General features: G+C 73.4%; 22 protein-coding genes. 9 read left to right on the forward strand and 13 right to left on the reverse strand.

Going from position 1 to position 24,950, the window contains the following annotated elements:
• Positions 1-32: 32 nt before the first annotated feature.
• Positions 33-851, reverse strand: a complete 819-nt coding sequence (locus AC1VWI_RS09365) for a HipA family kinase (RefSeq protein ID WP_499510497.1) — start codon at positions 849-851, stop codon at positions 33-35.
• A 300-nt stretch (positions 852-1,151) separates the two neighbouring features.
• Here AC1VWI_RS09365 and AC1VWI_RS09370 point away from each other — a divergent pair, with 300 nt between their 5' ends.
• A complete protein-coding gene (locus AC1VWI_RS09370) occupies positions 1,152-1,634 on the forward strand; it encodes a Rieske (2Fe-2S) protein (RefSeq protein ID WP_499510498.1) in 483 nt (160 codons plus the stop codon).
• Here AC1VWI_RS09370 and AC1VWI_RS09375 read toward each other — a convergent pair.
• Positions 1,617-2,291: an isochorismatase family protein gene (locus tag AC1VWI_RS09375; protein WP_499510499.1), complete on the reverse strand. Its 675-nt coding sequence runs from the start codon at positions 2,289-2,291 to the stop codon at positions 1,617-1,619. The two genes, AC1VWI_RS09370 and AC1VWI_RS09375, sit on opposite strands and share 18 nt — an antisense overlap.
• An 86-nt stretch (positions 2,292-2,377) precedes the next feature.
• Here AC1VWI_RS09375 and AC1VWI_RS09380 point away from each other — a divergent pair, with 86 nt between their 5' ends.
• A complete protein-coding gene (locus tag AC1VWI_RS09380; RefSeq protein ID WP_499510500.1) occupies positions 2,378-2,848 on the forward strand; it encodes a pyridoxamine 5'-phosphate oxidase family protein in 471 nt (156 codons plus the stop codon).
• A 26-nt stretch (positions 2,849-2,874) separates the two neighbouring features.
• Here AC1VWI_RS09380 and AC1VWI_RS09385 read toward each other — a convergent pair whose 3' ends face one another.
• Complete coding sequence (locus AC1VWI_RS09385) at positions 2,875-3,789, reverse strand: LysR family transcriptional regulator (protein ID WP_499510501.1); 915 nt, start codon at positions 3,787-3,789, stop codon at positions 2,875-2,877.
• A 68-nt stretch (positions 3,790-3,857) separates the two neighbouring features.
• Between AC1VWI_RS09385 and AC1VWI_RS09390 the strand changes: the two genes are divergently transcribed.
• The gene (locus AC1VWI_RS09390) at positions 3,858-4,841 is read left to right on the forward strand and encodes a DMT family transporter (protein WP_499516754.1); all 984 of its coding nucleotides are present in this window, start codon (positions 3,858-3,860) and stop codon (positions 4,839-4,841) included.
• A 21-nt stretch (positions 4,842-4,862) separates the two neighbouring features.
• Here the strand turns inward: AC1VWI_RS09390 and AC1VWI_RS09395 are convergent, their stop codons facing one another.
• Positions 4,863-6,194, reverse strand: coding sequence for an aminotransferase class I/II-fold pyridoxal phosphate-dependent enzyme (locus AC1VWI_RS09395; protein ID WP_499510502.1), 1,332 nt, complete (start codon positions 6,192-6,194; stop codon positions 4,863-4,865).
• A gap of 35 nt (positions 6,195-6,229) precedes the next feature.
• Between AC1VWI_RS09395 and AC1VWI_RS09400 the strand changes: the two genes are divergently transcribed.
• Both AC1VWI_RS09400 and AC1VWI_RS09405 read left to right on the forward strand, forming a co-directional pair.
• On the forward strand, positions 6,230-6,901 hold the full coding sequence (locus AC1VWI_RS09400; protein ID WP_499510503.1) for a pyridoxamine 5'-phosphate oxidase family protein: 672 nt from the start codon (positions 6,230-6,232) through the stop codon (positions 6,899-6,901).
• 14 nt (positions 6,902-6,915) lie between these two features.
• A complete protein-coding gene (locus AC1VWI_RS09405; RefSeq protein WP_499510504.1) occupies positions 6,916-7,554 on the forward strand; it encodes an FMN-binding negative transcriptional regulator in 639 nt (212 codons plus the stop codon).
• Here the strand turns inward: AC1VWI_RS09405 and AC1VWI_RS09410 are convergent.
• The 4 genes from AC1VWI_RS09410 to AC1VWI_RS09425 form a co-directional block, all read right to left on the reverse strand.
• Entirely contained in the window at positions 7,551-9,071 is a 1,521-nt protein-coding gene (locus AC1VWI_RS09410; protein WP_499510505.1) for an FG-GAP repeat protein, read from the reverse strand. The two genes, AC1VWI_RS09405 and AC1VWI_RS09410, sit on opposite strands and share 4 nt — an antisense overlap.
• A gap of 983 nt (positions 9,072-10,054) precedes the next feature.
• Complete coding sequence (locus AC1VWI_RS09415) at positions 10,055-11,035, reverse strand: EamA family transporter (RefSeq protein WP_499510506.1); 981 nt, start codon at positions 11,033-11,035, stop codon at positions 10,055-10,057.
• A 12-nt stretch (positions 11,036-11,047) separates the two neighbouring features.
• On the reverse strand, positions 11,048-11,611 hold the full coding sequence (locus AC1VWI_RS09420; RefSeq protein WP_499510507.1) for a peptidase: 564 nt from the start codon (positions 11,609-11,611) through the stop codon (positions 11,048-11,050).
• A gap of 185 nt (positions 11,612-11,796) precedes the next feature.
• Positions 11,797-12,879, reverse strand: coding sequence for an aldo/keto reductase (locus AC1VWI_RS09425; RefSeq protein ID WP_499510508.1), 1,083 nt, complete (start codon positions 12,877-12,879; stop codon positions 11,797-11,799).
• Positions 12,880-13,033: 154 nt separating this feature from the next.
• Between AC1VWI_RS09425 and AC1VWI_RS09430 the strand changes: the two genes are divergently transcribed.
• A complete protein-coding gene (locus AC1VWI_RS09430) occupies positions 13,034-13,951 on the forward strand; it encodes an AraC family transcriptional regulator (RefSeq protein ID WP_499510509.1) in 918 nt (305 codons plus the stop codon).
• A 4-nt stretch (positions 13,952-13,955) separates the two neighbouring features.
• On the opposite strand, the gene AC1VWI_RS09435 is transcribed toward AC1VWI_RS09430, so the two are convergent.
• The 3 genes from AC1VWI_RS09435 to AC1VWI_RS09445 form a co-directional block, all read right to left on the reverse strand.
• On the reverse strand, positions 13,956-14,651 hold the full coding sequence (locus AC1VWI_RS09435; RefSeq protein ID WP_499510510.1) for a pyridoxine/pyridoxamine 5'-phosphate oxidase: 696 nt from the start codon (positions 14,649-14,651) through the stop codon (positions 13,956-13,958).
• Positions 14,652-14,723: 72 nt separating this feature from the next.
• Entirely contained in the window at positions 14,724-16,151 is a 1,428-nt protein-coding gene (locus AC1VWI_RS09440; protein ID WP_499510511.1) for an RICIN domain-containing protein, read from the reverse strand.
• A gap of 307 nt (positions 16,152-16,458) precedes the next feature.
• Positions 16,459-18,690 (reverse strand): pectate lyase-like domain-containing protein, encoded by a 2,232-nt coding sequence (locus AC1VWI_RS09445; RefSeq protein ID WP_499510512.1) that lies wholly within the window; start codon positions 18,688-18,690, stop codon positions 16,459-16,461.
• A gap of 604 nt (positions 18,691-19,294) precedes the next feature.
• On the opposite strand from AC1VWI_RS09445, the gene AC1VWI_RS09450 reads away from it, so the two are divergent.
• Positions 19,295-20,590 carry a ThuA domain-containing protein gene (locus AC1VWI_RS09450; RefSeq protein ID WP_499510513.1) on the forward strand — a complete coding sequence of 432 codons (1,296 nt, stop codon included), beginning with the start codon at positions 19,295-19,297 and terminating at the stop codon, positions 20,588-20,590.
• A 61-nt stretch (positions 20,591-20,651) separates the two neighbouring features.
• Here AC1VWI_RS09450 and AC1VWI_RS09455 read toward each other — a convergent pair whose 3' ends face one another.
• Positions 20,652-21,500 carry an SDR family oxidoreductase gene (locus AC1VWI_RS09455; RefSeq protein WP_499510514.1) on the reverse strand — a complete coding sequence of 283 codons (849 nt, stop codon included), beginning with the start codon at positions 21,498-21,500 and terminating at the stop codon, positions 20,652-20,654.
• A gap of 130 nt (positions 21,501-21,630) precedes the next feature.
• On the opposite strand from AC1VWI_RS09455, the gene AC1VWI_RS09460 reads away from it, so the two are divergent.
• A complete protein-coding gene (locus tag AC1VWI_RS09460; protein WP_499510515.1) occupies positions 21,631-22,053 on the forward strand; it encodes a winged helix-turn-helix transcriptional regulator in 423 nt (140 codons plus the stop codon).
• Positions 22,054-22,159: 106 nt separating this feature from the next.
• Positions 22,160-22,588 carry a type II toxin-antitoxin system Rv0910 family toxin gene (locus AC1VWI_RS09465; RefSeq protein WP_499510516.1) on the forward strand — a complete coding sequence of 143 codons (429 nt, stop codon included), beginning with the start codon at positions 22,160-22,162 and terminating at the stop codon, positions 22,586-22,588.
• 66 nt (positions 22,589-22,654) lie between these two features.
• On the opposite strand, the gene AC1VWI_RS09470 is transcribed toward AC1VWI_RS09465, so the two are convergent.
• A complete protein-coding gene (locus tag AC1VWI_RS09470) occupies positions 22,655-24,946 on the reverse strand; it encodes a glycoside hydrolase family 3 N-terminal domain-containing protein (protein WP_499510517.1) in 2,292 nt (763 codons plus the stop codon).
• Positions 24,947-24,950: the final 4 nt, after the last annotated feature.

Here is a 24,950-nt window from a genome sequence, read left to right on the forward strand (position 1 = left end):
GTACTCGAACACATCGCGCCCGCTCGCCGTGCTCACTTGGCGGCCTTCCCCTCGACCCAGGTGCGCAGCCACTCCGGCGGCGCCTGCTTCTCCTGCTGCTTCGGGGCGAGGGTGATCCGCTCCCCCACCGAGCCGGCGCGCGCCAGCAGCACCCGCTCGTACGCGCGCCGCACCTCGTCCGGGCCGGCGAACCCGGGCTCGTCCACCAGCCACTCGTCGGGGACCTGGGCGGTGACCTCGCGCAGCAGCGCCTCGTCCACCCGCGGGGCGAGGTCGCGGGCGGCGGCCTCGACGTCCGGGGCGAAGCGGGCGAGGGCGTGGTCGGCGGCGTCGTACGGCTTGTCCGCGGCCTGGTCTGCGCCCTTCCAGTTGTGGTGGAAGATCAGCGAGGCGCCGTGGTCGATCAGCCAGAGGTCCTGGTGCCAGACCAGCATGTTCGGGTTGCGCCACGAGCGGTCGACGTTGCCCACGAGGGCGTCGAACCACACGATCCGGCCCGCCTCGCCGGACTCCACCTCGAAGACCAGCGGGTCGAAGCCGAGCGCACCGGGGAGGAAGTCCATGCCGAGGTTGAGGCCGCCGCTGGCCTTCAGCAGGTCCTGGATCTCCTGGTCCGGCTCGCCGAGCCCGATCACCGGGTCGAACTGGAACCGCACCAGCACCGGCACCCGCATCCCCAGCCGCCGGGCCAGCTCCCCCGCGATCACCTCCGCGACCAGCGCCTTGCGCCCCTGTGCGGCGCCCACGAACTTCACCACGTAGGTCCCCAGGTCGTCGGCCTCGACGACCCCGGGAACCGATCCGCCCTCACGCAACGGCGTGACGTAGCGGATCCCGGTCACTTCCTCCATGGACGCATCCTAGTGATCGGTGTCCCACGGCCACGCCGCGCCGTGGTTCCGGCACCCGGAGGGTTTGGTGGGCGGAGCAGTGGTGGGCCGCCTTGGGGACATCGATCGATGGATCAACGTCTTCGTCAGCACGCACTACTAGCCTCGGCGCTTCGCGCGGACATGCGGCCGCACGTGAGATTTCCCTGGGATGGTTGAACGGCTCACCCATCTCGTCCGTACGACAGGGCAGGGCGTGACCGACGCTCCCGGGCCCCGGCTGGCGGTCCGGAACGGACGAGGCAACAGGATGTGTGACGCATGGCCGAGACGACTGGCACCGCAGGAGCTCCGACCCGCCGCGCCGTGGTCGCCGGGGTGGGTGCGGCGGGGCTCGCGGCCGCGCTGGCCGCGTGCGGTGACTCCAACGACTCCGCGGGCGCCTACAGCCCTGCCGCGCCCCCGCAGGGCGGCGACCAGGGGACCGGGGGGTCGGCGCCCGCCGGCGGCGGGGCCGAGGCGGCGCTGGCCAAGACCTCGGACATCCCGGTCGGCGGCGGCAAGATCTTCGCGGACAAGAAGGTCGTCGTCTGCCAGCCCGAGGCGGGCTCGTTCAAGGCGTTCTCGGCGATCTGCACCCATCAGGGCTGCGCCGTCAACGAGATCGCGGGCGGCACGATCAACTGCCCATGCCACGGCAGCAAGTTCAGCATCAAGGACGGCAGCGTGGCCAACGGCCCGGCGACCCAGCCGCTGCCGGCGGCGAACATCAAGGTGGAGGGGGACTCAGTGGCCCTGGCCTGAGCCCCCCGGGCCCGGCCCGGACCGTTTCCAGCTGCCGATGACCTCGTCGGCGGTGGTGACCGTGGCGACGAGCGCGAGGGTGTGCCGGACCATGTCCGCGGTGTACGACTGCGGCACCCCGGCGATGGCGTCCGCGGGCACGACCGCCTGGTAGCCGAGGTTGACCGCGTCGAAGACGGCGTTGGGAACGGCCACGTTGGCCGACACCCCGGTGACGACGACCGTGCGCACGCCCAGGTTGCGCAGCACGGCGTCGAGGCCGGTGCCGGCGACCGGCGACAGCCCGTGCAGCCGTCGCACGACGAAGTCGCCGGCACCGACCGCTATCTCCTCGGCGACCTCGACCGCCGGTGTACCCGCGAGCTGCAGGACGGGCAGCCGCTCGGCGGCGCGGAAGATCCGCGCGTTGCGGCTGGACCCGCGGCCGTCGGCGCGGCGTTCGGCGACGGCGTGCACCACGGTGGCGCCCGCCGCGTGGGCCGCGGTGACCAGCCGCGCGGTGGCGTCCAGCGCCCCCGAGGCCCGTACGGCGGCCGCGAGTTCCGGCAGCGCGCCGTCCGGACCGACCACCCCGCGCTGGCACTCGACGGTGAGCACGGCGGTGGACCGGGGGGTCAGGAGCGCGTCGAGCCTGCGGTCCCGGTTGCCGTCCGTCATGCTTGCCCCCTCGTGCGCGGCTGCCTTACCGTCGTCCCGAGCGACCGTATCTGACGAGTCGTCAGGCAGGGAAGTGGGGGACGCACATGGCCGTCGCACAGCGGCGCGGGCGCCGGATCATGATGACCCCGCAGGAGGCCGACGCCTTCCTCGGCGCGCAGCGCACCTGCCGCGTCGCGACCGTCTCGCCCGACGGCCGCCCGCACGTGGGCGCGCTGTGGTTCGTCTGGGACGGGACGTCCCTGTGGCTGTACTCGATCGTCCGCAGCCGCCGCTGGGCCGACCTGCGGCGTGATCCGCGGGTCGCGGTCGTCGTGGACGACGGCACGGAGTACGGCGAACTGCGCGGCGTCGAGCTCTCCGGCACCCTCGAGTTCGTCGGCGAGGCGCCCCGCACCGGCGAGCCCCACCCGGACCTGGAGGCCGTCGAGCGGCTGTTCGCCGCCAAGAACTTCGGCCTGGAGTCCATGCCCCACGACGGTCGCCACGCGTGGCTGCGCCTGACCCCGGACTCCGTCGTCTCCTGGGACTTCCGCAAGATGCCGGGGCTCGGCTAGCGCACGCGCGGCGGCCCCGAACGCGATCAGCCCTCGGCGGCCGCCACGTCCTCGCCCGCCCGGCGCAGGGCCTCGACGGCGGCGCGGATGGCGGGGCGGCGGTCGGCGTCGGAGCGCCAGACGGCGTAGATGTGGCGCTTCATGGTGTGGCGCACGCGGATCGCGCGGACCCCGGCCGGGAGGGGGCCGCGCCCGAGGCGCGGGACGACGGCGACGCCCAGGCCGGCGGCGACGAGGGCCAGCACCGTGGGGTGCTCCTCGGCGTGGTGGGCGATGCGCGGTTCCACACCCTTGCCGCGCAGGGTGAACAGCAGCCACTCGTGGCAGAAGCCGCCGTCCGGCCAGGCGATCCAGTCGTCGTCGGCGAGTTCGCCGAGGTCGACCTCGTCGCGGCCCGCCAGGGGGTGGCCCTCGGGGACGACCACGTCGGCGAGGTCGTCGAGCAGCGGCTCCTTGGCCAGGCCCCCGGGCAGCGACAGCGGCTTGTTGTACCAGTCGAGGACGACCGCGAGGTCGATGTCGCCGCGGACGAGCCGGGCCAGCGCGTCCTGGGGCTCCATCTCGTGGACCATCGCGCGCAGCTTGGGGTGGTCGTGCCGCGTCGCCGCGAGCGCCTGCGGGAACAGGCCGCGCACCGCGGTGGGGAAGGCCCCCATGCGCAGCTCGCCGACCGCGGCGCCGCGGTGCGCCTCCAGGTCGGAGTGGGCAAGCTCGACGAGGGAGAGGATGCGGTCGGCGTGCCCGGACAGCAGCCGGCCGGCGTCGGTGAGGCGGACCCCGCGGCCGTTCTTGGCCAGCAGCGTCTGCCCCGTCTCGCGTTCGAGCTTGCCCATCTGCTGGGAGACGGCCGAGGTCGTCACGTGCAGGACGTCCGCCGCGGCGCTCACCGAGCCATAGGTGGAGATCGCATGCAGGATGCGCAGGCGCTCGAGGTTCAACATGTAAGCAACACTACGTGATCACCGACAGGTTTTCTCGCTTGTCCTAAGAGGTTCAATCCGTCATGGTGATGGCCATGAGCGCACCCAGCACCCGCCACCCGGCCGCCGTGGCCGCCCCCTCCCCCACCGACACCTCGCCCGCCCCCGCCGTCCCCTCGGTCACCACGCGCCGCCGCCCCGTGGTGGACTGGCGCGTCAGCTGGGCCGTGCTCGCGCTCATCTGGGGCTTCAGCTTCCTGTTCATCAAGGTGGGCACCGAGGCGTACGCCCCGCTGCAGGTCGCGCTCGGCCGCATGGTCTTCGGCACCGCCGTGCTGGCCGCCGCCTTCGCCGTGAAGCGCGAACGGATGCCGCGCGGCGCCCGCACCTGGGGGCACATGGCGGTCGCCGCTCTGCTGCTGAACACGCTGCCGTTCACGCTCTTCGCGTACGCGGAGCTCACCATCCCCTCCACGCTCGCGGGGATCTGCAACGCCACGACCCCGCTGTGGAGCATGGTGCTGTCGGTGGTGGCGCTCTCGGACGACAAGCCGACCCGGCAGCGGGTCGCGGGGGTCGGCATCGGCTTCGTCGGCGTGCTGACCGTCCTCGGCGCCTGGCAGGGCTTCTCCGGGACGGACCCGGCGGGCACCGCGATGGCCCTGGGCGCCTCCGCGAGCTACGCGGTGGGGTGGATCTACGTGCGCCGCACCCTGAGCGGCAGCGGCAACTCGGCGCTGTCGATGTCCTCCGCGCAGCTGCTGCTCGGCACCGTCCAACTGGCCGTGCTGACCCCGCTGTTCACCTCCACGCCCGGCTCGTTCCCGCTCTGGCCGACGCTGTCGGTCGTGGCGCTGGGCGCGCTGGGCACCGGGATCGCCTTCCTCCTGCAGTACGGGATCGTCGCGGAGAAGGGCCCGACCATCGCCACGATGGTCACCTACCTGATCCCGGTCATCGCGACCGCTGCCGGTGTCGCCCTGCTGGACGAGCACCTGACGTGGAACGAGCCGGTCGGCGCCCTCGTCGTGCTCGCCGGCGCGGCGCTGACCCAGCGCCGTCCGGCGGCCTGATCCCCTCCGGCCCGCGCCCCGTCAGCCGAAGCGCCCGGCGCGGTGCGGCCGGACGGCGGCGGCGACGGCGTCGGCAAGGGCCGGGACCTCGTCCGCCGCGACCGGGGAGACGGTGATGCGGATGCCCGGCGGGGAGTCCAGGCGGAAGCGCGCGCCGGGCGCGACCGCCCAGCCCGCCTGCAGGAGCCGGGCGACCGCCCCGGTCTCGTCGGGCACCGGGACCCAGACGTTCATGCCGCTGCGGCCGTGCGCCGGGACGCCGCGGTCGGCCAGCGCCCGCACCAGAGCGTCGCGGCGCGCGGCGTAGGCGGCGGAGACGACCGGAACGTCGACCGCTCCGGTGCGCCAGAGGTGGGCGACGGTGTGCTGCAGCAGATGGCTGACCCAGCCGGGCCCGAGCCGGTAGCGGCCGCGGACCCGGTCGAGCGTGACCGGGTCGCCGGTGAGGACGGCCAGGCGCAGGTCGGGGCCGTAGGCCTTGGCGGTCGAGCGGACCAGCATCCAGTGCGGGGTGCTCCCGGCGAGCGGGTGCAGCGGCAGCTCGGTCAGGCCGTTCACATGGTCGTCGTCGATGACGAGCACCTGCGGGTGGCCGCTCAGGACGGCGCGCAGTTCGCCGGCGCGCGCCGCGGAGAGCGTGGCCCCGGTCGGGTTCTGGCCGCGGTCGGTGACGATCAGCGCCCGCGCGCCCTGCCGCAGGGCGGCGTCCACGTCGTGCGGCAGCGGGCCGTCGTCGTCCACGCCGACCGGGACCGCGCGCAGCCCCAGGGCGGGGACGAGATCGAAGACGCTGCCCCAGCCGGGGTCCTCCACGGCCACCGCGTCCCCCGGCCGCAGGTGGGCGGTGAGCGCGCGCTCCATGGCGTCGAGCGAACCGGAGGTGAGGCCGACCGGGCCGGGCGGCACCCCGTCGGCGTCGAAGGCCGCACGCGCGAGCGCGGCGAGCTCCTCCTCGACCGGGGACCGCCCGTACAGCGTGGGCTGCCGCGCGTTGCGGGCGGCAGCCTCGGCCATTGCCTCCCCGAGCGGGGGCAGCAGGGCGGGGTCCGGGTTGCCCGTGGACAGGTCCCGCACCCCGGGCGGCACCTCCAGGCGGATCTCGTCCCGCGCGGTGGTCGCCGGACGCCTGCGCACCCGGCTGCCGCGCCGGCCCGCCGTCTCGATGACGCCGCGGTCGCGCAGCAGACGGTAGGCGGCGGCGACGGTGTTGGGGTTGACGCCGAGTTCCGCGGCGAGCTCCCGCAGCGGCGGCAGCGCGGCGCCGGGCGCCAGCGCGCCCTCCCCGATGGCCCGTTCGACGCTCGCCGCGATGTCCGCTGCACCCCGGCCGGTGAACGTGTACTCTCCTAGCACAAAAGGCATTATGCACTAGTGCAAAGGATCGCGCCATGTCCGCCACGCCCTCCGCTGCCGATGCGTACGCTGCCACCGACCGCACGGTCCCGACCCGCAGCCGCGAGCGTGCCTCGTACGACCGCGACCTGGTGCACGCGATCCTCGACGCGGACTACCTCTGCCACCTCGGCTTCGTCCGCGACGGGGCACCGGTCGTGCTGCCGACCCTCTACGCCCGCGTCGGCGAGCGGCTCTACGTGCACGGCTCCACCGGCTCCCGTCCGCTGCGCGGCGCCGGCGAGGACACCGGGCTCCCGGTCTGCCTGACCGTGACGCACCTGGACGGGCTCGTGCTGGCCCGGTCCGCCTTCCACCACTCGATCAACTACCGCTCGGTGGTGGTGCACGGCGTGGCCCGCCAGGTCACCGACCCCGCCGAGCGCTCCGCGGCCCTGGACGCCCTCGTCGACCACATCGTGCCCGGCCGCGCCGCCGACTCCCGCCCCGCCAACGCCAGGGAACTGGCCGCCACCGCCGTCATCGCCCTCGACCTGCACGAGGTCTCGGCCAAGGTGCGCACCGGCGGCCCCGGCGACGACCCCGAGGACCTGGCGCTCCCCCACTGGACGGGCGTGCTGCCGGTGACCCGCTTCTACGGGACGCCCGAACCCGCCGACGACCTCGACCCGTCGATCGCCGTCCCCGGCTACCTCACCGCGCGCTGAAAGGAGCCCCGCGCATGCTCGTCCACCCCTGGGACGCCGCCCTCGACGAGGCCGAGTGGCAGGACTGGCTGGCCGCGCACGACTTCGGCCAGCTCGCGGTCAACGGCCTGGGCGGCGAGCCCCCGTTCGTCCAGCCGCTGCACTTCGCCTACGACGCCGGACGGCGCGAGGCGGTCACCCACCTCGCCCGGCCGAACCCGCTGTGGGCCGCGATCGAGGCCCACCCCCGGGTGACGCTCAGCATCGTCGACGACTACACCTTCATCCCCGGCCCCTGGCACGCCCCCGAGGGCACCCCGCCCGAGCACGGGACGCCCACCAGCTACTACGCCGCCGTGCAACTGCTCTGCGTGGCCCACCTCGTGGACGACCCGCAGGAGAAGGCGGACCTCCTACACCGGCAGCTCGCCCACTTCCAGCCGCGCGGCGACCACGCCCCCGTCGTCCCCGGCCAGGCGCCGTTCGGCCGGATGCTGCCCGGGATCCGCGGGCTGCGGCTGGAGGTCACCGACGTGCGCGCCAAGTTCAAGTTCGGCGGGAACCGCCCGCGCGAGACCCAGTGGCGGGTGAGCGGGCTGCTGGCCGAGCGCGACGGTCCGGGCGACGACGCCGCCCGGACCCAGCAGTTGCGCCGCCTCGGGCAGCGCGGTTAGTCGTCGATCGCCGCGCCGAACCGGGCGTTCTGCGACGGGGCGCCGAGCGAACCGCCGCCGTACGTCCAGCTCCCCGGCAGCTTGAGGCCGCCGGCGCCCGCCGAGAACACCCACACCACGCCGTCGTTGGTGTTCTCGCCCGGGGCCGCGACGAGCAGACCGAAGTAGCCGTCGCGGTTGGGGTCGGTGAAGGAGACCTGGGCGCCGAACTTGTCGGCCTTCTCGGCGGCGCCCGGGACGCCCGCGGTGTTCTGGCTGACGTCCAGGACACCGGCGGTGGTCAGGCCCCCGGCCGAACCGCGCAGCACCCACACGGCTCCGGCGTCGGCGACGCTGCCGATGTCCTCGCCCGAGGCGCCGATCGCGACGTCCGCGTACCCGTCGCGGTTGACGTCCCCGACGGAGAGGTCCGAGCCGAAGCCGTCACCGCGCTCCGAGACACCCGGCACTCCGGCGTTGTCCTGGGTCCACCACACGGGCGGGCTCCCCGGACCCTCCTGCCCGACCGGCCCGTCCGGACTGCCGTAGTAGACGCCGACCATGCCGCCGGTCATCGACGCGCCGCCGTCGTCGGGGCTGTGCGGCTCCCCGGTGACCAGGTCGTCGAAGCCGTCGCCGTTGACGTCGCCGGAGGCGACGACGGGGCCGCCGCGCAGGGCGGTGACGGGCAGCGGATCGATGTCGTCGCTGAGGAGGACGTACGACCAGCCGTAGCCCGGCTCGTCGCCCAGGCTGAGGCCGGAGACCACGAGGTCGGCCAGGCCGTTGTCGTCGTAGTCGCCGGTCGTCAGCGAGGTGGGCGCGATGCCGGGCCCTTCCGCCTGCCGGGCGAGCGGCGTGCGCCGCCGGTCCTTGAAGGGCGTGAAGGTCCCCGCGTCCCCGCCCTTGCGGGCGGCGGCCTGCGGCACGGACTCGTACTGGAAGATCGACAGCCCCACCTTGTCGATCACGGCGAGCAGGTCACCCGGGACGTAGGTGGTGAAGTGCCCGGCGGCCAGGGCGCTGCCGAACCGGTCGCCCTTCATGGCGCTGACGGACTGCAGCCAGTCGCTCGCGGCGCCGGACAGCCCCTTCGCCGAGCCCCACAGGACCACGATGCCGCCCGCGTCGGCGCCGACGCCGCCCAGGTCCTCGCCGGGGATGCCGACGACGGCGTCGTCGTACCCGTCCCCGTCGAGGTCCCCGCTGGCCACGGCCTGGCCGAAGGCGTCGCCGGTCTCGGCGGCGCCGGGCACGCCGGAGGTGTTCTGGCTGAAGACCTTGGCGCTGGTGGTGACCCCCTTGGGCCCGCCGTACTGCACGGTGACGGCACCGGCGCCGGAACGCCCGCCCACGGTGGCGCCGGGCGCGCCGGTCAGCACGTCCTCGTACCCGTCGCCGTTGAAGTCCCGGTTGCGGTCACTTGCATGGGTGCCGCCGGGGGTCCCGGCGACGGAGGCGGGCGCGGTGGCGATGGCCGCGCCCGTGATGAGGAGAAATGATGCCGCGGTGACCGCAGCCGAGCGGTTCTTGCGCATGAGCGGCTCCTTCGCTCAGGACGACCGGGCGGTGCGGGGGTGTCCGGAAAGAGCCCGTTTCCTTCTCCGGCACGGTCTTTGACACGCCGTGGGGAGGAATGGTTGTAGGGGTGATTGCGGAAGCCCGGCCGGAGATGCACGGACGGGGGGCGCCGTCGGCGCACGGCACCGGGGGCACCACGACCGCTGCGGCCCGGCGTGGCGGGTCGGTGACCCTGGCGCGGAACGCCGGAACCGACGCTCTCCACGGCCCGCGGCCGACAGCCGGGGACGAACCGACAAGCGCGACCGCCGCTACCGGACCCGGCGGACGGGGCAGCGCGCATGGCGAACCGGACGGGGACGATCACGCTGTGCCGGGGCGGCCGCGAGCGCCGCCCCAGCTTGGCCGCGCCACCGACACCAGCGCGCGTCACGCGGACCAACGCGACCGCCGGTGCCGGACCCCCACAGGCGGAACGCCCCGGCCGCCCGCGGCGCGTGGCCGCGACGACGAGCACCCATCGACTACCGGTGACTCCAGCGGACCACGCCGCGCCGACGCCGTCCGCGGCACGCGGACCAGCGCCACCGCCGGTGCCGGACCCGGCGGCCCGGCGGCGGGTGGAACACCCCCGCGCCCCACGGGACGTGGCCGGGCCTAGGCCGTGTCGTCAATGGAGCTCCCCCAGCTTCGCTGGGAGGTGCCCCCAGGTGCGGTGCATCGCAAGGCGGAGAGTCGTCCTCGTAGTGGGCCACTCGGACGATTCGACAACGCAGCGTGGGGGCACTCCCGGCCGAAGGCTGGGGGAGTGCTGTACCAGACGTCGCGGGGCAGGCGGGCATGTGACGACACGGCCAAGGGGCCGGCGCGCGTAGCGACGAGGGCGGGGGGCGACACAGGCCGCGCAGGTGTCCCGGACGGTCGTGTCGGTCCTCCGCAGCGGTGCGCGGCCGAGACGACGAGACCCCCGCAGGGCCGGCGCCGGGGCCCGGCGGGAGCGTTACACAGGCTGCGTGCGGGACGACGCGGCCTCCGCGTCGGCCGGGGTGCCGGAGGCGACGACCGTGGTCGTGCCCTGCTTCTTGGCGGTCTGGGCGACGAAGGCGCCCGCCAGTACGAGCGTTCCGCCGATGATCTGCGGCAGGGCGAGGTGCTCGCCCAGCAGCACCCACGCGAAGACGGTGCCGACCACCGCCTCCAGGCAGGCCACGACTCCGGCCACCTGCGGCGACAGCCGTCGTACGGCGACCACACCGGTCAGGTAGGCGAGCACGGTGGCCACCAGCACGACCCAGCCGACGAGCAGGACCGCGGGCACGTCGGTCTCGCCCAGGGCCGCCTGCCGGGTGAGCACCGACCAGTCCATCGACCAGGGGCGGGAGACCGCGGTGAGCACGACGGCGCCGATGGCCAGGCCGTAGGCGATGACGGCGACCGGGTCCGGCGCGTCGTCGCCCTCGCTGCCGTGGTCGGCCAGGACGAAGTAGCTGACCTGGCAGCAGGCGGCGCCGAAGGCGAGCGCCAGGCCCAGCGGGTCGAAGGCGAGCCCGGACCACACCTCGACCACCGCGGCCATGCCGCCGACGGCGAGCACGACACCGATCGCCGCGGCCTTGCTGACCGCCTTGCGCTGGACGAAGCGCACCCAGCCGAGCAGCAGCGCGGGGCCGAGGAACTCCACGAGGATCGCGACGCCGACCGGGATGCGGGAGATCGCCGCGAAGTAGAGCGTCTGGACGCCGGCGACGCCGAGCAGGCCGAAGCCGAGCAGCAGACCGGGGCGGCGCAGCAGGAGCGCCCGGTGCCGCAGCACCACGGGGAGCATGACGAGTGTGGCGCCGGTGACGCGCAACCACACCACGTGCAGCGGGTCGAGCCCCGCCTCGATCAGCGGCTTGGCCGCCACCCCCGAACCGCCGAACGCGAACGCGGACACCAGCGCGAGCCAGAGCCCGGCGTTCCTCCCCTGAGACACATGCATCGGGCCATGATGTCAGCTCGCGACAGGACCGTCATCCCTGTGGCGACTGTCGCCCTCGGTACGTGGCGGGCGCGGGCGCCCGGCCAGGACCTCCGGTTCGACCCCCGCCGACCTCAGCACCTGCGCCGCCCGGCTCCCCCGGTCGGCGACGAGCGCAGCGAGCAGGTCGGTCCCGTCGGCCCGCGGCGCGCCCCGCTCCCCGGCGCGGACGGCGGCCGCACGCAGGGCCGCGGCGGCGGCCGGGCTCCAGCCGGGTGCGACGACGGCGGTGAGCACGCTTCCGGCGCCCGGGTCCTCGACCGCGTCCCGCCAGGCGATGCCGTAGCCGATGCTGCGCTGCGCGAGGTAGCCGAGGACGCGCGCCACCCGCCGGCCGCCGGCGGCACCCGTCGTACCGGCCGCGCCCGCACCGTCCGCTCCCTCCACGGTTTCCCGCGCCCGCGGGTCGGCCTCGAGGAGGGAGTGCAGGAGGTGCGCGGTGTCGACCTGCCGGTCCCCGTCCCTCGTGGCGCGCCGCCGGGCGGCGGCGGTCACGGTGCGCAGCTCGGCGCCGAGCCGCGAGTCGTTCCAGTGCACGCGGTCCACCCCATCAGACGGCACGCCCGGACGGCATCGCCGCACGGTCCCATTCCGCCGTCCTGCGCTGGACGGGCACCCCCGTGCGCCGCGTCCTCCTCAGGGATGACGGCGGCCCCAGGACCAGCCCCGGACCGACCCCGGCCCGGACCCGGGCCGGACCCGGGCCGGGCGCCGCGGGCGGTTCAGTAGCGGACGTCGCTCTGCAGCAGCGGCGGGTACACCGTGGACGCCCGGCCGTCGACCGTGGTGCCCGCGAACTGCAGCATCGCCTGCAACTCGCCGTGCAGGGGCGCCGGGTAGCCCAGCACCGGGGCCGACACCTCGTCCAGCCGCCGCAGGTGCTCCGGGGCGAGGACCGTCTCCAGGCCCGCGAGGTTGTCCTCGAGGTGCTCCAGACGCCGCGCGCCGACGATCGGCACGACGGTGCCCTCGCGGGCGCGCAGCCACGCCAGGGACACCGCCGCCGAGGTGGTCCCCAGCTCGTCGGCGACGGCGGCGACCTCCTCGATCACGGGGTACTCGTCCTCCCCGGGACCGCCCACGAACGAGGTACGGACGGAGTCGGCGACCGCGCCGCCGCGCCGGTACTTGCCGGACAGGAAGCCGTTCTTCAGCGGGCTCCACGGCACGAGCGCCATGCCCTGGTCGAGGGCGAGCGGGCCGAGTTCGCCCTCCACGGTGCGGGCCAGCAGCGAGTACTCGACCTGCAGCGCGATCAGCGGGGTCCAGCCCTTCAGCAGTGCGGTGGTCTGGGCCTGCGCGGTCAGCCAGGCAGGGGTGTTGGAGAAGCCGATGTAGCGGATCTTGCCCGCGCGCACCAGGTCGTCGAGGGTGCGCATCGTCTCCTCGATCGGGGTGTGCCGGTCCCAGTTGTGCAGCCAGTACAGGTCCAGGTGGTCGGTGCGCAGGCGGCGCAGGGTCTCGTCGAGCTGGGCGACGATCGAACCGCGGCCCGCGCCACCGCCGTTGGGGTCGCCGGGGAAGAGGTTGGTGAAGAACTTCGACGCCAGCACCACGTGCTCGCGCCGTCCGGGGTGGGCGGCGAACCAGTCGCCGAGGATCCGCTCCGAGTGGCCGTTGGTGTAGAAGTTCGCGGTGTCGATGAAGTTCCCGCCGCGGTCCAGGTAGGTCGCCAGGATCTTCTCCGACTCCTCGACGCTGCACCCGGCGCCGCCGGGGTCCTCGCCGAAGGTCATCGCGCCGAGCGCGAACGGGCTGACCCGCAGCCCCGATCGGCCGAGGGTGACGTAGTGGTCGAGCGGCATGGACGTGCTCCCTTGTGCGTCGGAATCTGTCCACTCCATGCAACGGGAGACGGCTCCGGCGGGGTAGACCGATCCTCGCGGGCTCTTGCCCGATCCTGCCGACTTCGCCCCGATCGGGCTTGCCGGGCCCCTGGAGGGGATGGTTCGGTGAGGTGTGCGCACCCCTCCCGACCTCCTGGACGAGGTCCGCGGCCTCATCTCGACCCACGCCCGGCCCGACCTGCGGACGCCCATCGACGGGCTGCTGCTCTCGCGGGTGGCGACGGCCCCGCCCGACTACTCGCTGACCGAACCGCTGCTGGTCGTCATGGCCCGGGGCGGCAAGCGCCTGCTGCTCGGCGAGGAGGTGCACGACTACCGGGCGGGGCAGTACCTCGTGGTCACCGCGGTCCTGCCGGTCACCGGCCACTACGTGGACATGAGCCCGCGGCACCCCGCGCTGGGCATGGGGCTGGTCCTGCGCGCCGCCGCCATCGCCCCGCTGCTGCTGGAGGCACCGCCCGGGCGCCGGGCCCGAGCCGCGTCCGCCCCGCCCGCGATCGCGACCGGTGAGGCCGGACCCGACCTCCTCGACGCCGTCGTGCGGCTGCTGCGGCTGCTCGACCACCCCGCGGACGCCCCCGTGCTCGCCCCGATGATCGAGCGGGAGATCCTCTGGCGGCTGCTCACCGGCCCCCACGGCGCCATGGTCCGTCAGATCGGGCTGGCCGACAGCGGCCTGTCCCACGTCAGCCGGGCCATCCACTGGATTCGCGACCACTACGCCGAGCCCCTGCGGATCGAGGACCTCGCCCGTCTCGCCGGCATGAGCCCCTCCGCCTTCCACCGGCACTTCCGCGCCGTGACGACCATGAGCCCCCTGCAGTTCCAGAAACGCATCCGCCTCCAGGAGGCCCGCTCGCTCCTGGTGGCCCGGCCCGAGGACGTCGCGGGCGTCGGCCATGTCGTCGGCTACGCCAGCCCCACCCAGTTCAACCGCGAGTACCGCCGCCTGTTCGGCGCCCCGCCGGGCCAGGACGCCGCCCGCGTCCGCACCGCTTCCGGCCCGCCGGGGGTGCGGCACCTGCCGTGAGGCCTCAGGGCCAGAGCAGTCCCCGTGTCCAGCCGCCGGGGGCGGCGGGGTCGCGGGTGTAGCGGAGGCGGACGTGGCCCTGGGCGGGGGCGGCCTGCCAGAACTCGGCCTCGTCGGCGACGAGCCGGTAGACGGTGTGGCCCTCGGGCACGTCGTCGGGGTGGGCGGCGACGTGCCCGGTGGCCCGGCGCCGGGCCTCCTCGTACGCGCCGCGCCCCTGCATCGGGGCGCTCATCACGCCCGTGAAGCCGGCGATCCGGGAGGCCTCACGGCGGCCGAGGAAGTCGCGGCGGGCGGTGGCGCGGTCCAGGGTCTCGACCGGCCCGGTCACCCGGATCTGCCGGCCGTGCCTCGGCCAGTACCAGGTGAGCGCGGCGTGGGGGCGGTCCGCCAGGTCGCGGCCCTTGCGGCTGGCCGCGTCCGAGGCGAAGTCGAAGGCGGGACGGTCGAGGTCGACGCCGCGCAGCATGAGCACCCGTGCCGAGGGCCGTCCGGCGGCGTCCGCCGTGCTGAGGGTCATGACGTGCGGCTCCGGGACGCCGTCGTCGAGGGCGTACGCCAGCCAGCGGGCGAACAGCGGCCCGGGTTCGGGTCCGGCGGTCGCGGGGTCGAAGGACGGGAGGGGTCCGCCGAGGACGGGCGCGGAGCGCATGCGCTCCCGGAGGGCGTCGGCGGTCACGGGTGCCTGGTCGTCGGTCACGCACCGATCCTGGCATGCGGCCGCCCGGCGCACCGCGGTCGCGCGGTGCGCCGGGCGGCGGCGGTGGGGCCGTCAGGCCGGGAGGTGGAACTGCTGGTTGGTGCCGCCGGCGCAGGTCCAGATCTGCAGCCGGGCGCCGTTGGCGGTGGACTTGTCGGTGACGTCCAGGCACTTGCCGGACGCGGGGTTGACCACGGTGTCCCCGCTGCCGCGCTGCCAGACCTGGGCGCCGGTGCCGTTGCAGTCGTACAGCTGGACCTTGGTGCCGTTGGCGGTGCCGGCGGCGGTGAGGTCCATGCACTTGCCGAGGGCGCGCAGCGTGCCGTCGGTGCCCACCGTCCACTGCTGCGCGGTGGTGCCGTTGCAGTCGTACATCTGGACGGCGGTGCCGTTGGCGCTGCTCGCGGCGGCGATGTCGACGCACTTGCCGCCGAGGCCGGTGATCTGGCCGGTGGAGCCGGTGGGCGGCGGGGTGGTGCCGCCGCCGGTCACGGTGTTGAAGACGGAGGAGAACTGCCAGGCGCTCTGCGGGGTGCCGCTGCAGCTGTCGGAGAGCTGCCCGTTGGTGGCGCAGGCCTTGTCGCGGCCGAGCGCCCAGAAGGCGAGCTCCTGGATGCCCTTGGACTTGGCGAAGTTGGCGAGCGTGCTGGCGTTGCCGGTGGTGAAGATCTCGCTGGTGTCGTCGTTGACCCCGATCATCGGGGTGTTGCCCTCCATCGCCCACAACTGGGCGTCGGACTTCTCCGGCCAGATGGCGCCGAGCTGGCCGCGCAGGGCGGTGGCGGCGTCGGTGGCCGCCTTGCCCATGTCGCGGGTCCCGTCGTAGTAGTCCATCGTCATGATGTTGACGAGGTTGACGTTCAGCCCGTTGCTCTTGGCGTTGGCGAGCAGCTTCGTCCCGTTGTCGTCCAGGCCGTTCGGCATGGACGGCAGGGTGTACTGGACGTCGAGCTTGCGCCCGGCGGCCGCGTACTCCTGCTGGAGCTGGGCGAGCGCCTTGTTGCGGCGGTCGTTCGCCGCGGTGTTGGCGATCGCGCTGCCCTCGACGTCCAGGTCGACGCGGGTGAGGTTGAGGGCGTCGACGACCTTCTTGTACTGGGCCTTGAGTGCGGACACGGTCGTACAGGAGAGTCCGACCTCGGTACCGGAGGCACCGCCGAAGGAGACGATGACGTCGCCGCCGGCGGCCCGCAGGGAGTTGACCGCGGAGGTCCAGCCGGCGTCGGTGACGGGCGTGTCGCCGTTGAACATGGCGTTGCAGCCGCCGCCGTCGATGACGAAGGCGAGGGTGAAGTACTTCAGGCCCGTCGCGTTGCGGGCGTTCGTCATCGCCGAGGGCGAGTTCCAGGTCTCGACGTAGGGCGCGGCGTAGTGGGCGGGGAAGCCGGGGCCGGGGTTGGCGGCGGCGCTCGCGGAGCCGCCGGTGGCGACGACGGCGGTGGCGGCCATCGCGAGGACGGCGGGGGCCGCGGCGAGGGCTCTGACGGCGGATTTCAGCACGGGACGGCTCCTTCGTGTGCGCACCCGGGGTGCACGTCGTGGGGGGCAAGCCGTTGAGGGGGGGGTGGGACAGCGGGGTGGGGGGATCTGGACAGCCGTTCATGTAGGTGAACATCGCCTCACTACATGAACAGCTGATGGCCGATGACGGTATGGACTAGACCAGCCCTGCGTCAAGCCCCCCGCGCCACCGGTTCGTTGGGCGCCGCGATGACCGCGGGAGGGCTCGCGGACATGCCTGGGGGCGGGGTCGCCGCCGCCCGCCGTGCGGACGGCGGCGGCCCCGCCGGTCTTCGTCCGGCCGGGGTCAGGGACCGGAGACGAGGTTGGCCACGTTGTTCGCGGAGTTGGACGGGCCTCCGCTGTTGTTGATGACGTGGCTGATCGTGCCCGTGCCGCCGAGGGAGACCGTCACCATGTCGTGGAAGCGGACCCCGGACACCGCGGGGACCTCGAAGGCCCGGTCGGCGACGACGGACGGGTTGACGTTGAAGTAGCAGTAACTGCCCAGGCCCCAGGCCTCGTGGCTGGTCACCGAGGGGCTGACCTTGTAGGCGTCGTAGCCGCGGGTGGAGCCGTTCATCCAGGCGGCCTGGTTGGGCGGGTCGTACGGCATCTCGTTCTGGAAGAAGTACGTGCGGCCGCCGTTGCCGTTCCAGATCACCTGGTGCTGCTGGTAGTGCTCGACGAACAGGCCGTACATCGTCACGTTCGTGCCGTTGACGATCAGGCCGTTGGCGGCGGTGTTGCTCGTCCAGCCCACCCCGCTGCCGTGGTCGGCGCGCCAGAGCCACATGTGGTCGCCGATGACGTCCGAGCTGTTGACCACCAGGCTCTGGGTGGCCTTGCCGACGCCCGCGCCGCCGATGCGGAAGAAGACGTCGTGCAGCGAGGTCGGGTCGGCGGTGTGCCGCGCGGACGAGCCGGCGGGGCCGACCTGCATCAGGGTCTGCGAGTTGGTGGTGCCCGCGTCGATGAGCAGTCCGGCGATCTTGACCCCGTCGACGTCGGCGACGTTCACCGCGGTGATGCCGTTGTCCGGGATGACGGTGGCCAGGCCCAGGCCCAGGACGACGGTGTCGGCACGGTTGATGTTGAGCGTCTGGTTGAGGTGGTAGACGCCGGGCGTGAACAGCAGGTTCTTGCCCTGGGCGAGCGCGCCGTTGATGTCGGTGGCGGTGGCGCCGGGCTTGACGATGAAGAACTGGTCGATCGGCAGCGAGCTGCCGGCCGGGCTGCCGCCCGCCCAGGTCGTGCCCTGGGTGTTGGTGCGCAGCGCCGGGACGAAGACCTTGTAGGCGCCGGCCGAGTCCACGTACAGGAACGGCTTCTCACGCGTCACCGGCGACTGCGCGACCGTGGTGTACGGCGGGCTCGGGAAGGTGTTCGCGGGGGCGTTGACGTCACCGACGAAGACCATGTTCCAGTTGGAGCCCGTCCAGCTGCCCCACTGGCTGTTCCGCGACAGCCACTGCTGCTGGGAACCGGAACGCACCTGGCCGTCGATCTTGGAGTCGGCGATCAGGCCGCCGCTGGACCAGCCGCCGTCGTCCAGCTGCAGGTTGCCGCGGACGTGCATGCGCCGGTACGGGGCCGCCTGCGAGACCGCCCAGCGGTCGGTGCCGCCGGTCGGGTTGACGGAGAGGTTCTCCGCGGAGCGCCAGAAGTTCTGGGTGGCGTTGCCCTGGAACCAGTCGGCCTCGGCGTGGACCGTGCCGTTGATCGTCACGTCGTCCGGCGACAGGCCCAGGCCCGCGACCTGGGTGTAGAAGCCGACGTTGGCGTCGACGCTGTAGCTGCCGGGCTTGAAGAGCAGGGCGTAGCGCTGGGAGCCGAACTGGTTGGACTCCTGCTGGCCGAAGACCTGGCTGAGCCGGCTCTGGATGGCGGCCGAGGACATCGACGGGTCGAAGACCGAGACGTTGGGGCCGAGGTCGGGGGTGCCCGGGGGGTTCTGCGGGGTGTCGGTGGAGCCGAGGCTGAAGGACTGCGCGGCGGTGCCGTTGCAGGTGTACTGCTGGATGCGCGCGCTGTCGGCGGTGGAGGCGGCGGGCACGTCCAGGCACTTGCCGCTGTTGCGGTTCACGAAGTGGTACGTCCCGCCGGTCTCCTCGACCGGCAGCCATTGCTGGTTGGCCCCGCCCGAGTACGACCAGAGCTGGACCGGCGCGCCGTCCGCCGTGGAGACGTCGGTGACGTCCCAGGACTTGGCCGCGTCGTTGCGGTTGTTGACCCGGACGTAGCCGTCGCTGGTCGCCTGGAACTGCCACTGCTGCGCGGTGGTGCCGTTGCAGGCGTACTGCTGGACCGCGGTGCCGTCGGCGGTGCCCGCGGCGGCGGCGTCGACGCACTTGCCGCTGTGCTTGGCGGCGACGGTCACCCAGCCGGTGGGGAGGGAGGCGGCCTGGGCCTGCGGGGCGGTCAGCACGACGGCCGACAGACCCGAGGCGAACAGCGCGCCGAGGGCGAGCGGTGCGACGCGGCGCCGGACCCGGCCGCGTCCGGGGACGCCGCGGGACGGCGCTCCGAGGGTTCTCATGGAGGACTCCTGTGCCGCGCGGGGCGCGGCGCCGTGGGGGGTGTGAGCGGGCATGCCGAAGCGGGCGACGGCATGACGTGGCATGACGGAGGTGGGGGGTGGCCGGGCGCACGCGCCCGGCCATGCGACAGCAGCTCAAAGGTCGGATCGACCTTTCTTCACGGCGTGAAGTTAGGCTTCCGCAGCGGACACGTCAAGAGGTCGCGCTACGGATTTCGAACGCCGCCCGATGCGTGGTAGTGCCTCAACTCGATGTCCGGGCAGTGCATTTGCGCAGTTGGCAGCCGATGCGACACGGTGCGGCGCGGTGTGGCCGGCAAGCGCCGCCACATCCGGGCCGGACAACACTTGAAGGCGCCGGTCCGGCCGGGTCGCCCCCCGGGAACCGCGCCGCCGGACCCCCCGCCCGGACCTGCTGATCAACGACGGCCACCTGGGCGGACCGTACTGGTCTGTACCAAAGTCTTGACTGCACCCTTCCTTCACTCCTTAAATCACGAGTTGAACAAGGCCTCCCCACCGCCTCCCCCCACCACCTCTCCCCACCCCGCTCCCCCACCGGCGCCCCCCACACGCGCCCGCCGACCGGGAAGGACCTCCCCCCATGACCCGTGCCACGAGCGCCGCGAGGCGCGCCGCCGCCCGCCTGTTACTGCTGCTCGCCGTCCTCCTGGGCGCCGTCGCCGCACCGGCCACGTCCGCCCCCGCCGCCGCCCCCTTCAAGGTGCTGGCGTTCTACAACGGCACCTGGGACGCGGCCCACATCAACTTCGTCAAGGAAGCCAACCAGTGGTTCCCGCAGGCGGGCGCCGCCAACGGCTTCACGTACACCTCGACGACCAACTGGAACCTGCTGACCGACGCGAACGCGCTGAAGCAGTACCAGGTCGTCCTCTTCCTCGACGACGCCCCGCAGAGCGCCGCCCAGCGCTCCGGCTTCGAGACCTACATGCGCGGCGGCGGCGCCTGGATGGGCTTCCACGTCTCGGCCTGGACCGACAACGCGCAGAGCTGGCCCTGGTACTACAACCAGTTCCTCGGCAGCGGGAACTTCCGCTCCAACACCTGGGGCCCCACCACCGCCGTGCTGCGCGTCGAGGACCGCACCCACCCCTCCACCACGCACCTGCCCGCGACGTTCACCTCGTCGGTGAGCGAGTGGTACAGCTGGAGCAACGACCTGCGCAACAACCCGGACATCGACGTCCTGGCGTCCGTCGACCCGGTCAGCTTCCCCCTGGGCACCGACCCGAACCAGTCGTGGTACAGCGGCTACTACCCGATCCTGTGGACCAACACCAAGTACCGCATGCTGTACGCCAACTTCGGCCACAACGCAATGAACTACGACACCAACACCCCCCTGTCGTCGACCTTCGCCAGCGCCACCCAGAACACCTTCCTGCTCGACGGCCTCAAGTGGCTGGGCACCGGCTCCACGGGCGACCCCGCCCCCACCGACCCGATCTCCGAGACCTCCTGGTACTCCCTGGTCAACGCCGGCAGCGGCCGCTGCGTGGACGCCCGCGCCGCCGCCACGGCCAACGGCACCGCGATCCAGCAGTACACCTGCAACTCCACCACCGCCCAGGACTTCCGCGTGCTGTCCACCGACAGCGGCTACACGCGCCTGGCCGCCCGCAACGACACCGCGAAGGCCGTGGACGTCACGGACGTCTCCACCGCCGACAACGCCGCGCTCCAGCTGTGGACGTACGGCGGCGGCGCCAACCAGCAGTGGAAGCCCGTCGCCGAGTCCGGCGGCCGCTACCACTTCACCGCCCGGCACAGCGGCAAGTGCCTCACCGCCCCCACCGGCGACCCGAGCGGCACCCAGTTGGTCCAGCGCCCCTGCGACGGCTCCGCCGCGCAGTCCTTCCAGCTCGTCGTCCGTCCCTGACCCGGGCGACGGGACCACGGTGCCGCCCCGCCCCCACGAGGGCCGGGGCGGCACCTCCGCGTCAGCGGAAGGCCGCCGCGTGGCGGGCGGCCCAGGCGGCGAAGGGCCGCGCCGGACGCCCGAGCAGTGCCTCGGCGTCGGGGCCGACCCTCTGTTCGGCGAGCAGCGGCTCGCCCAGGATGTCCAGCGTGCCGTCCGCCACGGGCTCCGGCATGAAGCGCAGCATCCCCTCACGGGCCTGCTCGCGGCTGAGTTCGACGAACCGCAGCGGGACTGCGAGTTCCCCGCCCAGCACCTCCGCCTGCCGGCGCGGGGAGACCGCTTCGGGCCCGGTCAGCACGTAGGTCCGGCCCGCGTGGGACCCCTCACGGAGGACGACCGCGGCGGCGTCGGCGACGTCCGCGGGATCGACGACCGGCAGCGCCACGTCCGCGAAGGGCGCGGCCACCGTGCGCGCGGTGCGCACCGAGTCCGCCCACGCCAGGGCGTTGGAGGCGAAGCCGCCCGAACGCAGGACCGTCCAGTCCACGCCGGAGTCGCGGACCGCGGCCTCGAAGGCCCGCAGCGGCTCGTGGGAGACCGCGTCCGGCCGGGTCCCCGCCGCCTGCGAGGAGAGCAGGACGATGCGTCGCACCCCGCTGTCCCGGGCGGCCGCCACCAGGTCGTGCGGCCTCGCCCGCGGCCCCAGCAGCTCCCCCGCCACCAGCAGGAACAGCGCCTTCGCGCCGGCGAGGGCGGGCCGCAGCCCCTCCGGCGACGCGAGGTCGACGGTTACGTGACGTACGCCGGCGGGCAGCCGGTCGTCCGCGGGGGCCCGGCGTGAGAGGGCCGTCACGGGCTCGCCCGCCGCCGCCAGTGCCCGTACGAGAGGGCGTCCGACGTTCCCGGTGGCCCCTGTCACTGCGATCATTTCCCGCTCCATTCCGGTCCGTTGGTCAACGACCCGGCGAAGCTAACACCGTGGATATAGTAGGTACCTACGGGATAGTGACTATCCCTCAAGTCCCAGGAAGCCTCCAGGAAGCCCCCAGGGAGCCGTCATGAACGCCGAGACCGCGCACCGCGACGCCGCCCCCGGCCCGGCCCCTCGTGAAGGCCCCTCCCGCACCGCCGACCCGGCACTCGCCTGCCCCATCGGCCCGGTCGTGGACCTCGTCTTCAGCCGCTGGACGACACCGGTGCTCTGGAGCCTGCACGCCCACGGCCGGCAGCGGTTCGTCGAACTGCAGCGCCGGATCGGCGGGATCACCCCGAAGGTGCTGACGCAGCGCCTGCGCCAACTGGAGCGCGACGGACTGGTGGTCCGCACCTACCACCCGGAGGTCCCACCACGGGTCGAGTACGAGATCAGCGAGCTGGGGCGCAGCCTGGCGCCCCTGTTCGCGACGCTCGCACGCTGGTCGGACGCCCACCTGGACGAGGTGGAACAGGCGCGCGCGGCCTACGACGGCCCGATGCCCTGAGGAACGACCGCCACCCCACAGCATTTCTGACAGTTCATCAGTATTGAAAGTTCCGGTCCCGGCCGTTACGTTCCGCTCACTCGCCGACACAAGGGAGTGTGGTCGTATGGCCGAGGTCTCCGCACAGGCCCGCATCGCGGCTCCGGCCGAGAAGGTCTGGCGCACCCTCACCGACTTCAGCTCGCACACGCAGTGGAGCACCACGCACACCGGCTTCCCCGACGGCGGTCCGGAGCCGCTGGAGACGGGCGCGACCTACCGGGAGAACATGAAGCTGATGGGCTTCCCGGCCGAGGTGAACTGGGAGGTCACGTCCGTGGACCCCGGGCGGGGGTTCGAGATCGCCGGCAAGGGCCCGATGGCCGTGGACCTGCTGACCCGCTACAGCCTCACGCCGGACGGCGACCAGACCGACGTCCGCATCGACGGCGCCTTCAACGGCGCGGCCGTCGCCCTCATGGCGGGCAAGCTCAAGGACACCGCCACCGCCGCGCTCAACGAGTCGCTGCGCAAGCTCGCCGGTCTCGTCGAGTAGCCCGGGACGCCCCGGAAGCCGGGGACCGCAGGCGGCGTGGTCGCCGCGGTCCCCGGCGCCCGCCGCCTAACGCAGCACCGCGTCGGCGCTCTTGTCCCCCACCGTGAAGGTGTACGTCCCGCGCTCGACCCGCCGTGTCCCCGCGCCGTCGATGTCGCCCGGCGTCACGGCGAGCGCGCCGCGCGCGAAGTCGAGCCGCACGGTCCGCTTCTCGCCCGCCCTCAGGTGCACCTTGGTGAAGGCGACCAGCTTGCGCGCCGGCCACAACACCTCGCTGACCGCCCGTGACGCGTAGACCGGGACCACCAGGTCGCCGTCCCGCGCGCCGGTGTTGGAGACGGTCACCTTGACGCCCTTGGCGTCGGCGGTGAGGGCGTCGTAGGCGTACGTCGTGTACGAAAGGCCCGATCCGAAGGGGTAGAGCGCGTCGTACGACGACTCCAGGCCGCCGTTCGTGCCCGGCAGCTGCTGGTAGTACATGGGCTCGTTGCCGATGTCCTTCGGCCACGAGACCGGCAGCCGCCCGCCCGGGTTGACCTTGCCGAACAGCACGTCGGCGACGGCGCCGCCGCCCTCGGTGCCGGGCAGCCAGGACATCACCAGGCCGTCGGTGCCGGCTGCGTCGCCCAGGACCAGCGGACGGCCCGCGACGACCACGGTGACGACCGGCTTGCCGCTCGCCTTCAGCGCCTTGACCAGCGCCTGCTGGTCCGCGGACAGTTCGGGCCGCGGGCTGTCCGCGGCGCCCTCGGCGGCGGCCTTCTCACCGACCACGACGACGGTCAGGTCGGCGCCCTTCGCCTGTGCCACCGCGTCGTCCGCGGTCGCGGCCCGTACGACCTCGGTGCCGGAGGGAGCCGCCGCGCGGATGCCCTCCAGGATGGTCGTCCCGGGCAGTTCGACGCCCTCGGGCACGCCCTGCCAGCCGATCGTCCATCCGCCGGCCTGGTCGTTGATGTCGTCCGCGTACGAGCCCGCCACCACGATGCGCTTGGCGTCCGCGCGCACCGGCAGCACGCCGCCCTCGTTGCGGAGCAGCACCTGCGACTCGGCCGCGGCCTGCCGCGCGAGGGCGGCGTCCGCGCCGAGCACCGCCTTGTCGGCCTTGGCGGGGTCCACGTAGGGGTGCTCGAAGAGGCCGAGCTCGAACTTCATGCGCAGGATGCGCCCCACGGCCTCGTCGATGCGCCGCGTCGGGACCAGTCCGCGGTCGACGGCCGTCCTCAGGCCGGTGCTCCACTCCTTGGCGAAGTACGGTTCCATCGCCATGTCGAGGCCCGCGTTGACGGCGAGGGCGATCGCCTCCGGGTAGTCCGCGGCGATCTTGTACCGGGTCTGGAGGGCGCGCACGTCCTCCCAGTCGCTGACGGTGACGCCCTTGAAGCCCCACTGCTGACGGAGCACCTTCGTGAGCAGGTACGTCGACGCGGTGGCCGGTACGCCGTTGACGGCACCGGAGTTGACCATCACGGTCTTGGCGCCGGCCTGGACCGCCTGCCGGTAGGAGGGCAGGAGGGTGTCCTGGAGGTAGCGGACGGAGACGTCGGCGGGGACGCGGTCGTGGCCGTTGGAGGGCTCGGAGTAGCCGCCGTAGTGCTTGACGCTGGCGGCGACGCGCTTGGACCCGCCGGCGTGCTCGATGCCCGTCACGGCGGAGGCGGCCAGGGTGCCGGCGAGCAACGGGTCCTCGCCGTAGGTCTCGTAGTAGCGGCCCCACCGCTGGTCGCGGGCGAGGTCGGCGACGGGGGCGAAGTTCCAGTCGATGCCGGTGGCGGCGACGGCGCGGGCGGTGGCCGCGGCGGAGTCCTCCACCGTGTCCGCGTCCCAGGTGGCGCCGAGGCCGATCTGGTGCGGGAAGACCGTGGCGCCGAGCACGTTGTTGTGCCCGTGGACCGCGTCCACGCCGTACAGGACGGGGATGTGCAGGCGCGTGTTGGTGACCGCGTACTTCTGGACGGCGTTGACCATCTTCGCCCAGTCCTGGGGCGTGTTCCTGGCCGGGGTCATGCCGCCGCCGGAGATCACCGAGCCGACGGGGTAGTCGGCGAGCACGGTCTTCATGCAGCTCTCGTTGAGCTCACCGCCGCTCCACTCGCAGTCGCCCTGGATGCGGGCGACCGCGACCTGGTCCATCTGACCGATCTTCTCCTGCAGGGTCATGCGCCCCAGCAGGTCCTTGACGCGCAGTTCGACGGGCGCGCCGGCCCGGGCGTAGACGGGCCCGTCGGCGCGGGCGGGGACGGAGGCGACCGCGGCGGCGCAGGCGGCCGCGGTCGAGAGGACGAGGAGGTTCCGCCACCGGTTGCGATTTCTCCACCGGTCGTGGATGAGGCGTGCGCGCGGTTCGTTCGCTGGCATAGCA

The organism is Streptomyces sp. TOM-9 (genome assembly GCF_056858595.1).

What these genes read in the sequence shown, in the direction of transcription:
- AC1VWI_RS09425 (WP_499510508.1), bottom strand. Translation starts at nt 12,879, where the DNA reads ATGCCGCTCGACCACTACGTCACCCTCGGCCGATCGGGGCTGCGGGTC.
- AC1VWI_RS09365 (WP_499510497.1), bottom strand. Translation starts at nt 851, where the DNA reads ATGGAGGAAGTGACCGGGATCCGCTACGTCACGCCGTTGCGTGAGGGC.
- AC1VWI_RS09385 (WP_499510501.1), bottom strand. Translation starts at nt 3,789, where the DNA reads ATGTTGAACCTCGAGCGCCTGCGCATCCTGCATGCGATCTCCACCTAT.
- AC1VWI_RS09415 (WP_499510506.1), bottom strand. Translation starts at nt 11,035, where the DNA reads ATGCATGTGTCTCAGGGGAGGAACGCCGGGCTCTGGCTCGCGCTGGTG.
- AC1VWI_RS09400 (WP_499510503.1), top strand. Translation starts at nt 6,230, where the DNA reads ATGTCCGCCACGCCCTCCGCTGCCGATGCGTACGCTGCCACCGACCGC.
- AC1VWI_RS09410 (WP_499510505.1), bottom strand. Translation starts at nt 9,071, where the DNA reads ATGCGCAAGAACCGCTCGGCTGCGGTCACCGCGGCATCATTTCTCCTC.
- AC1VWI_RS09450 (WP_499510513.1), top strand. Translation starts at nt 19,295, where the DNA reads ATGACCCGTGCCACGAGCGCCGCGAGGCGCGCCGCCGCCCGCCTGTTA.
- AC1VWI_RS09390 (WP_499516754.1), top strand. Translation starts at nt 3,858, where the DNA reads ATGGCCATGAGCGCACCCAGCACCCGCCACCCGGCCGCCGTGGCCGCC.
- AC1VWI_RS09470 (WP_499510517.1), bottom strand. Translation starts at nt 24,946, where the DNA reads ATGCCAGCGAACGAACCGCGCGCACGCCTCATCCACGACCGGTGGAGA.
- AC1VWI_RS09465 (WP_499510516.1), top strand. Translation starts at nt 22,160, where the DNA reads ATGGCCGAGGTCTCCGCACAGGCCCGCATCGCGGCTCCGGCCGAGAAG.
- AC1VWI_RS09370 (WP_499510498.1), top strand. Translation starts at nt 1,152, where the DNA reads ATGGCCGAGACGACTGGCACCGCAGGAGCTCCGACCCGCCGCGCCGTG.
- AC1VWI_RS09375 (WP_499510499.1), bottom strand. Translation starts at nt 2,291, where the DNA reads ATGACGGACGGCAACCGGGACCGCAGGCTCGACGCGCTCCTGACCCCC.
- AC1VWI_RS09445 (WP_499510512.1), bottom strand. Translation starts at nt 18,690, where the DNA reads ATGAGAACCCTCGGAGCGCCGTCCCGCGGCGTCCCCGGACGCGGCCGG.
- AC1VWI_RS09405 (WP_499510504.1), top strand. Translation starts at nt 6,916, where the DNA reads ATGCTCGTCCACCCCTGGGACGCCGCCCTCGACGAGGCCGAGTGGCAG.
- AC1VWI_RS09380 (WP_499510500.1), top strand. Translation starts at nt 2,378, where the DNA reads ATGGCCGTCGCACAGCGGCGCGGGCGCCGGATCATGATGACCCCGCAG.
- AC1VWI_RS09460 (WP_499510515.1), top strand. Translation starts at nt 21,631, where the DNA reads ATGAACGCCGAGACCGCGCACCGCGACGCCGCCCCCGGCCCGGCCCCT.
- AC1VWI_RS09455 (WP_499510514.1), bottom strand. Translation starts at nt 21,500, where the DNA reads ATGATCGCAGTGACAGGGGCCACCGGGAACGTCGGACGCCCTCTCGTA.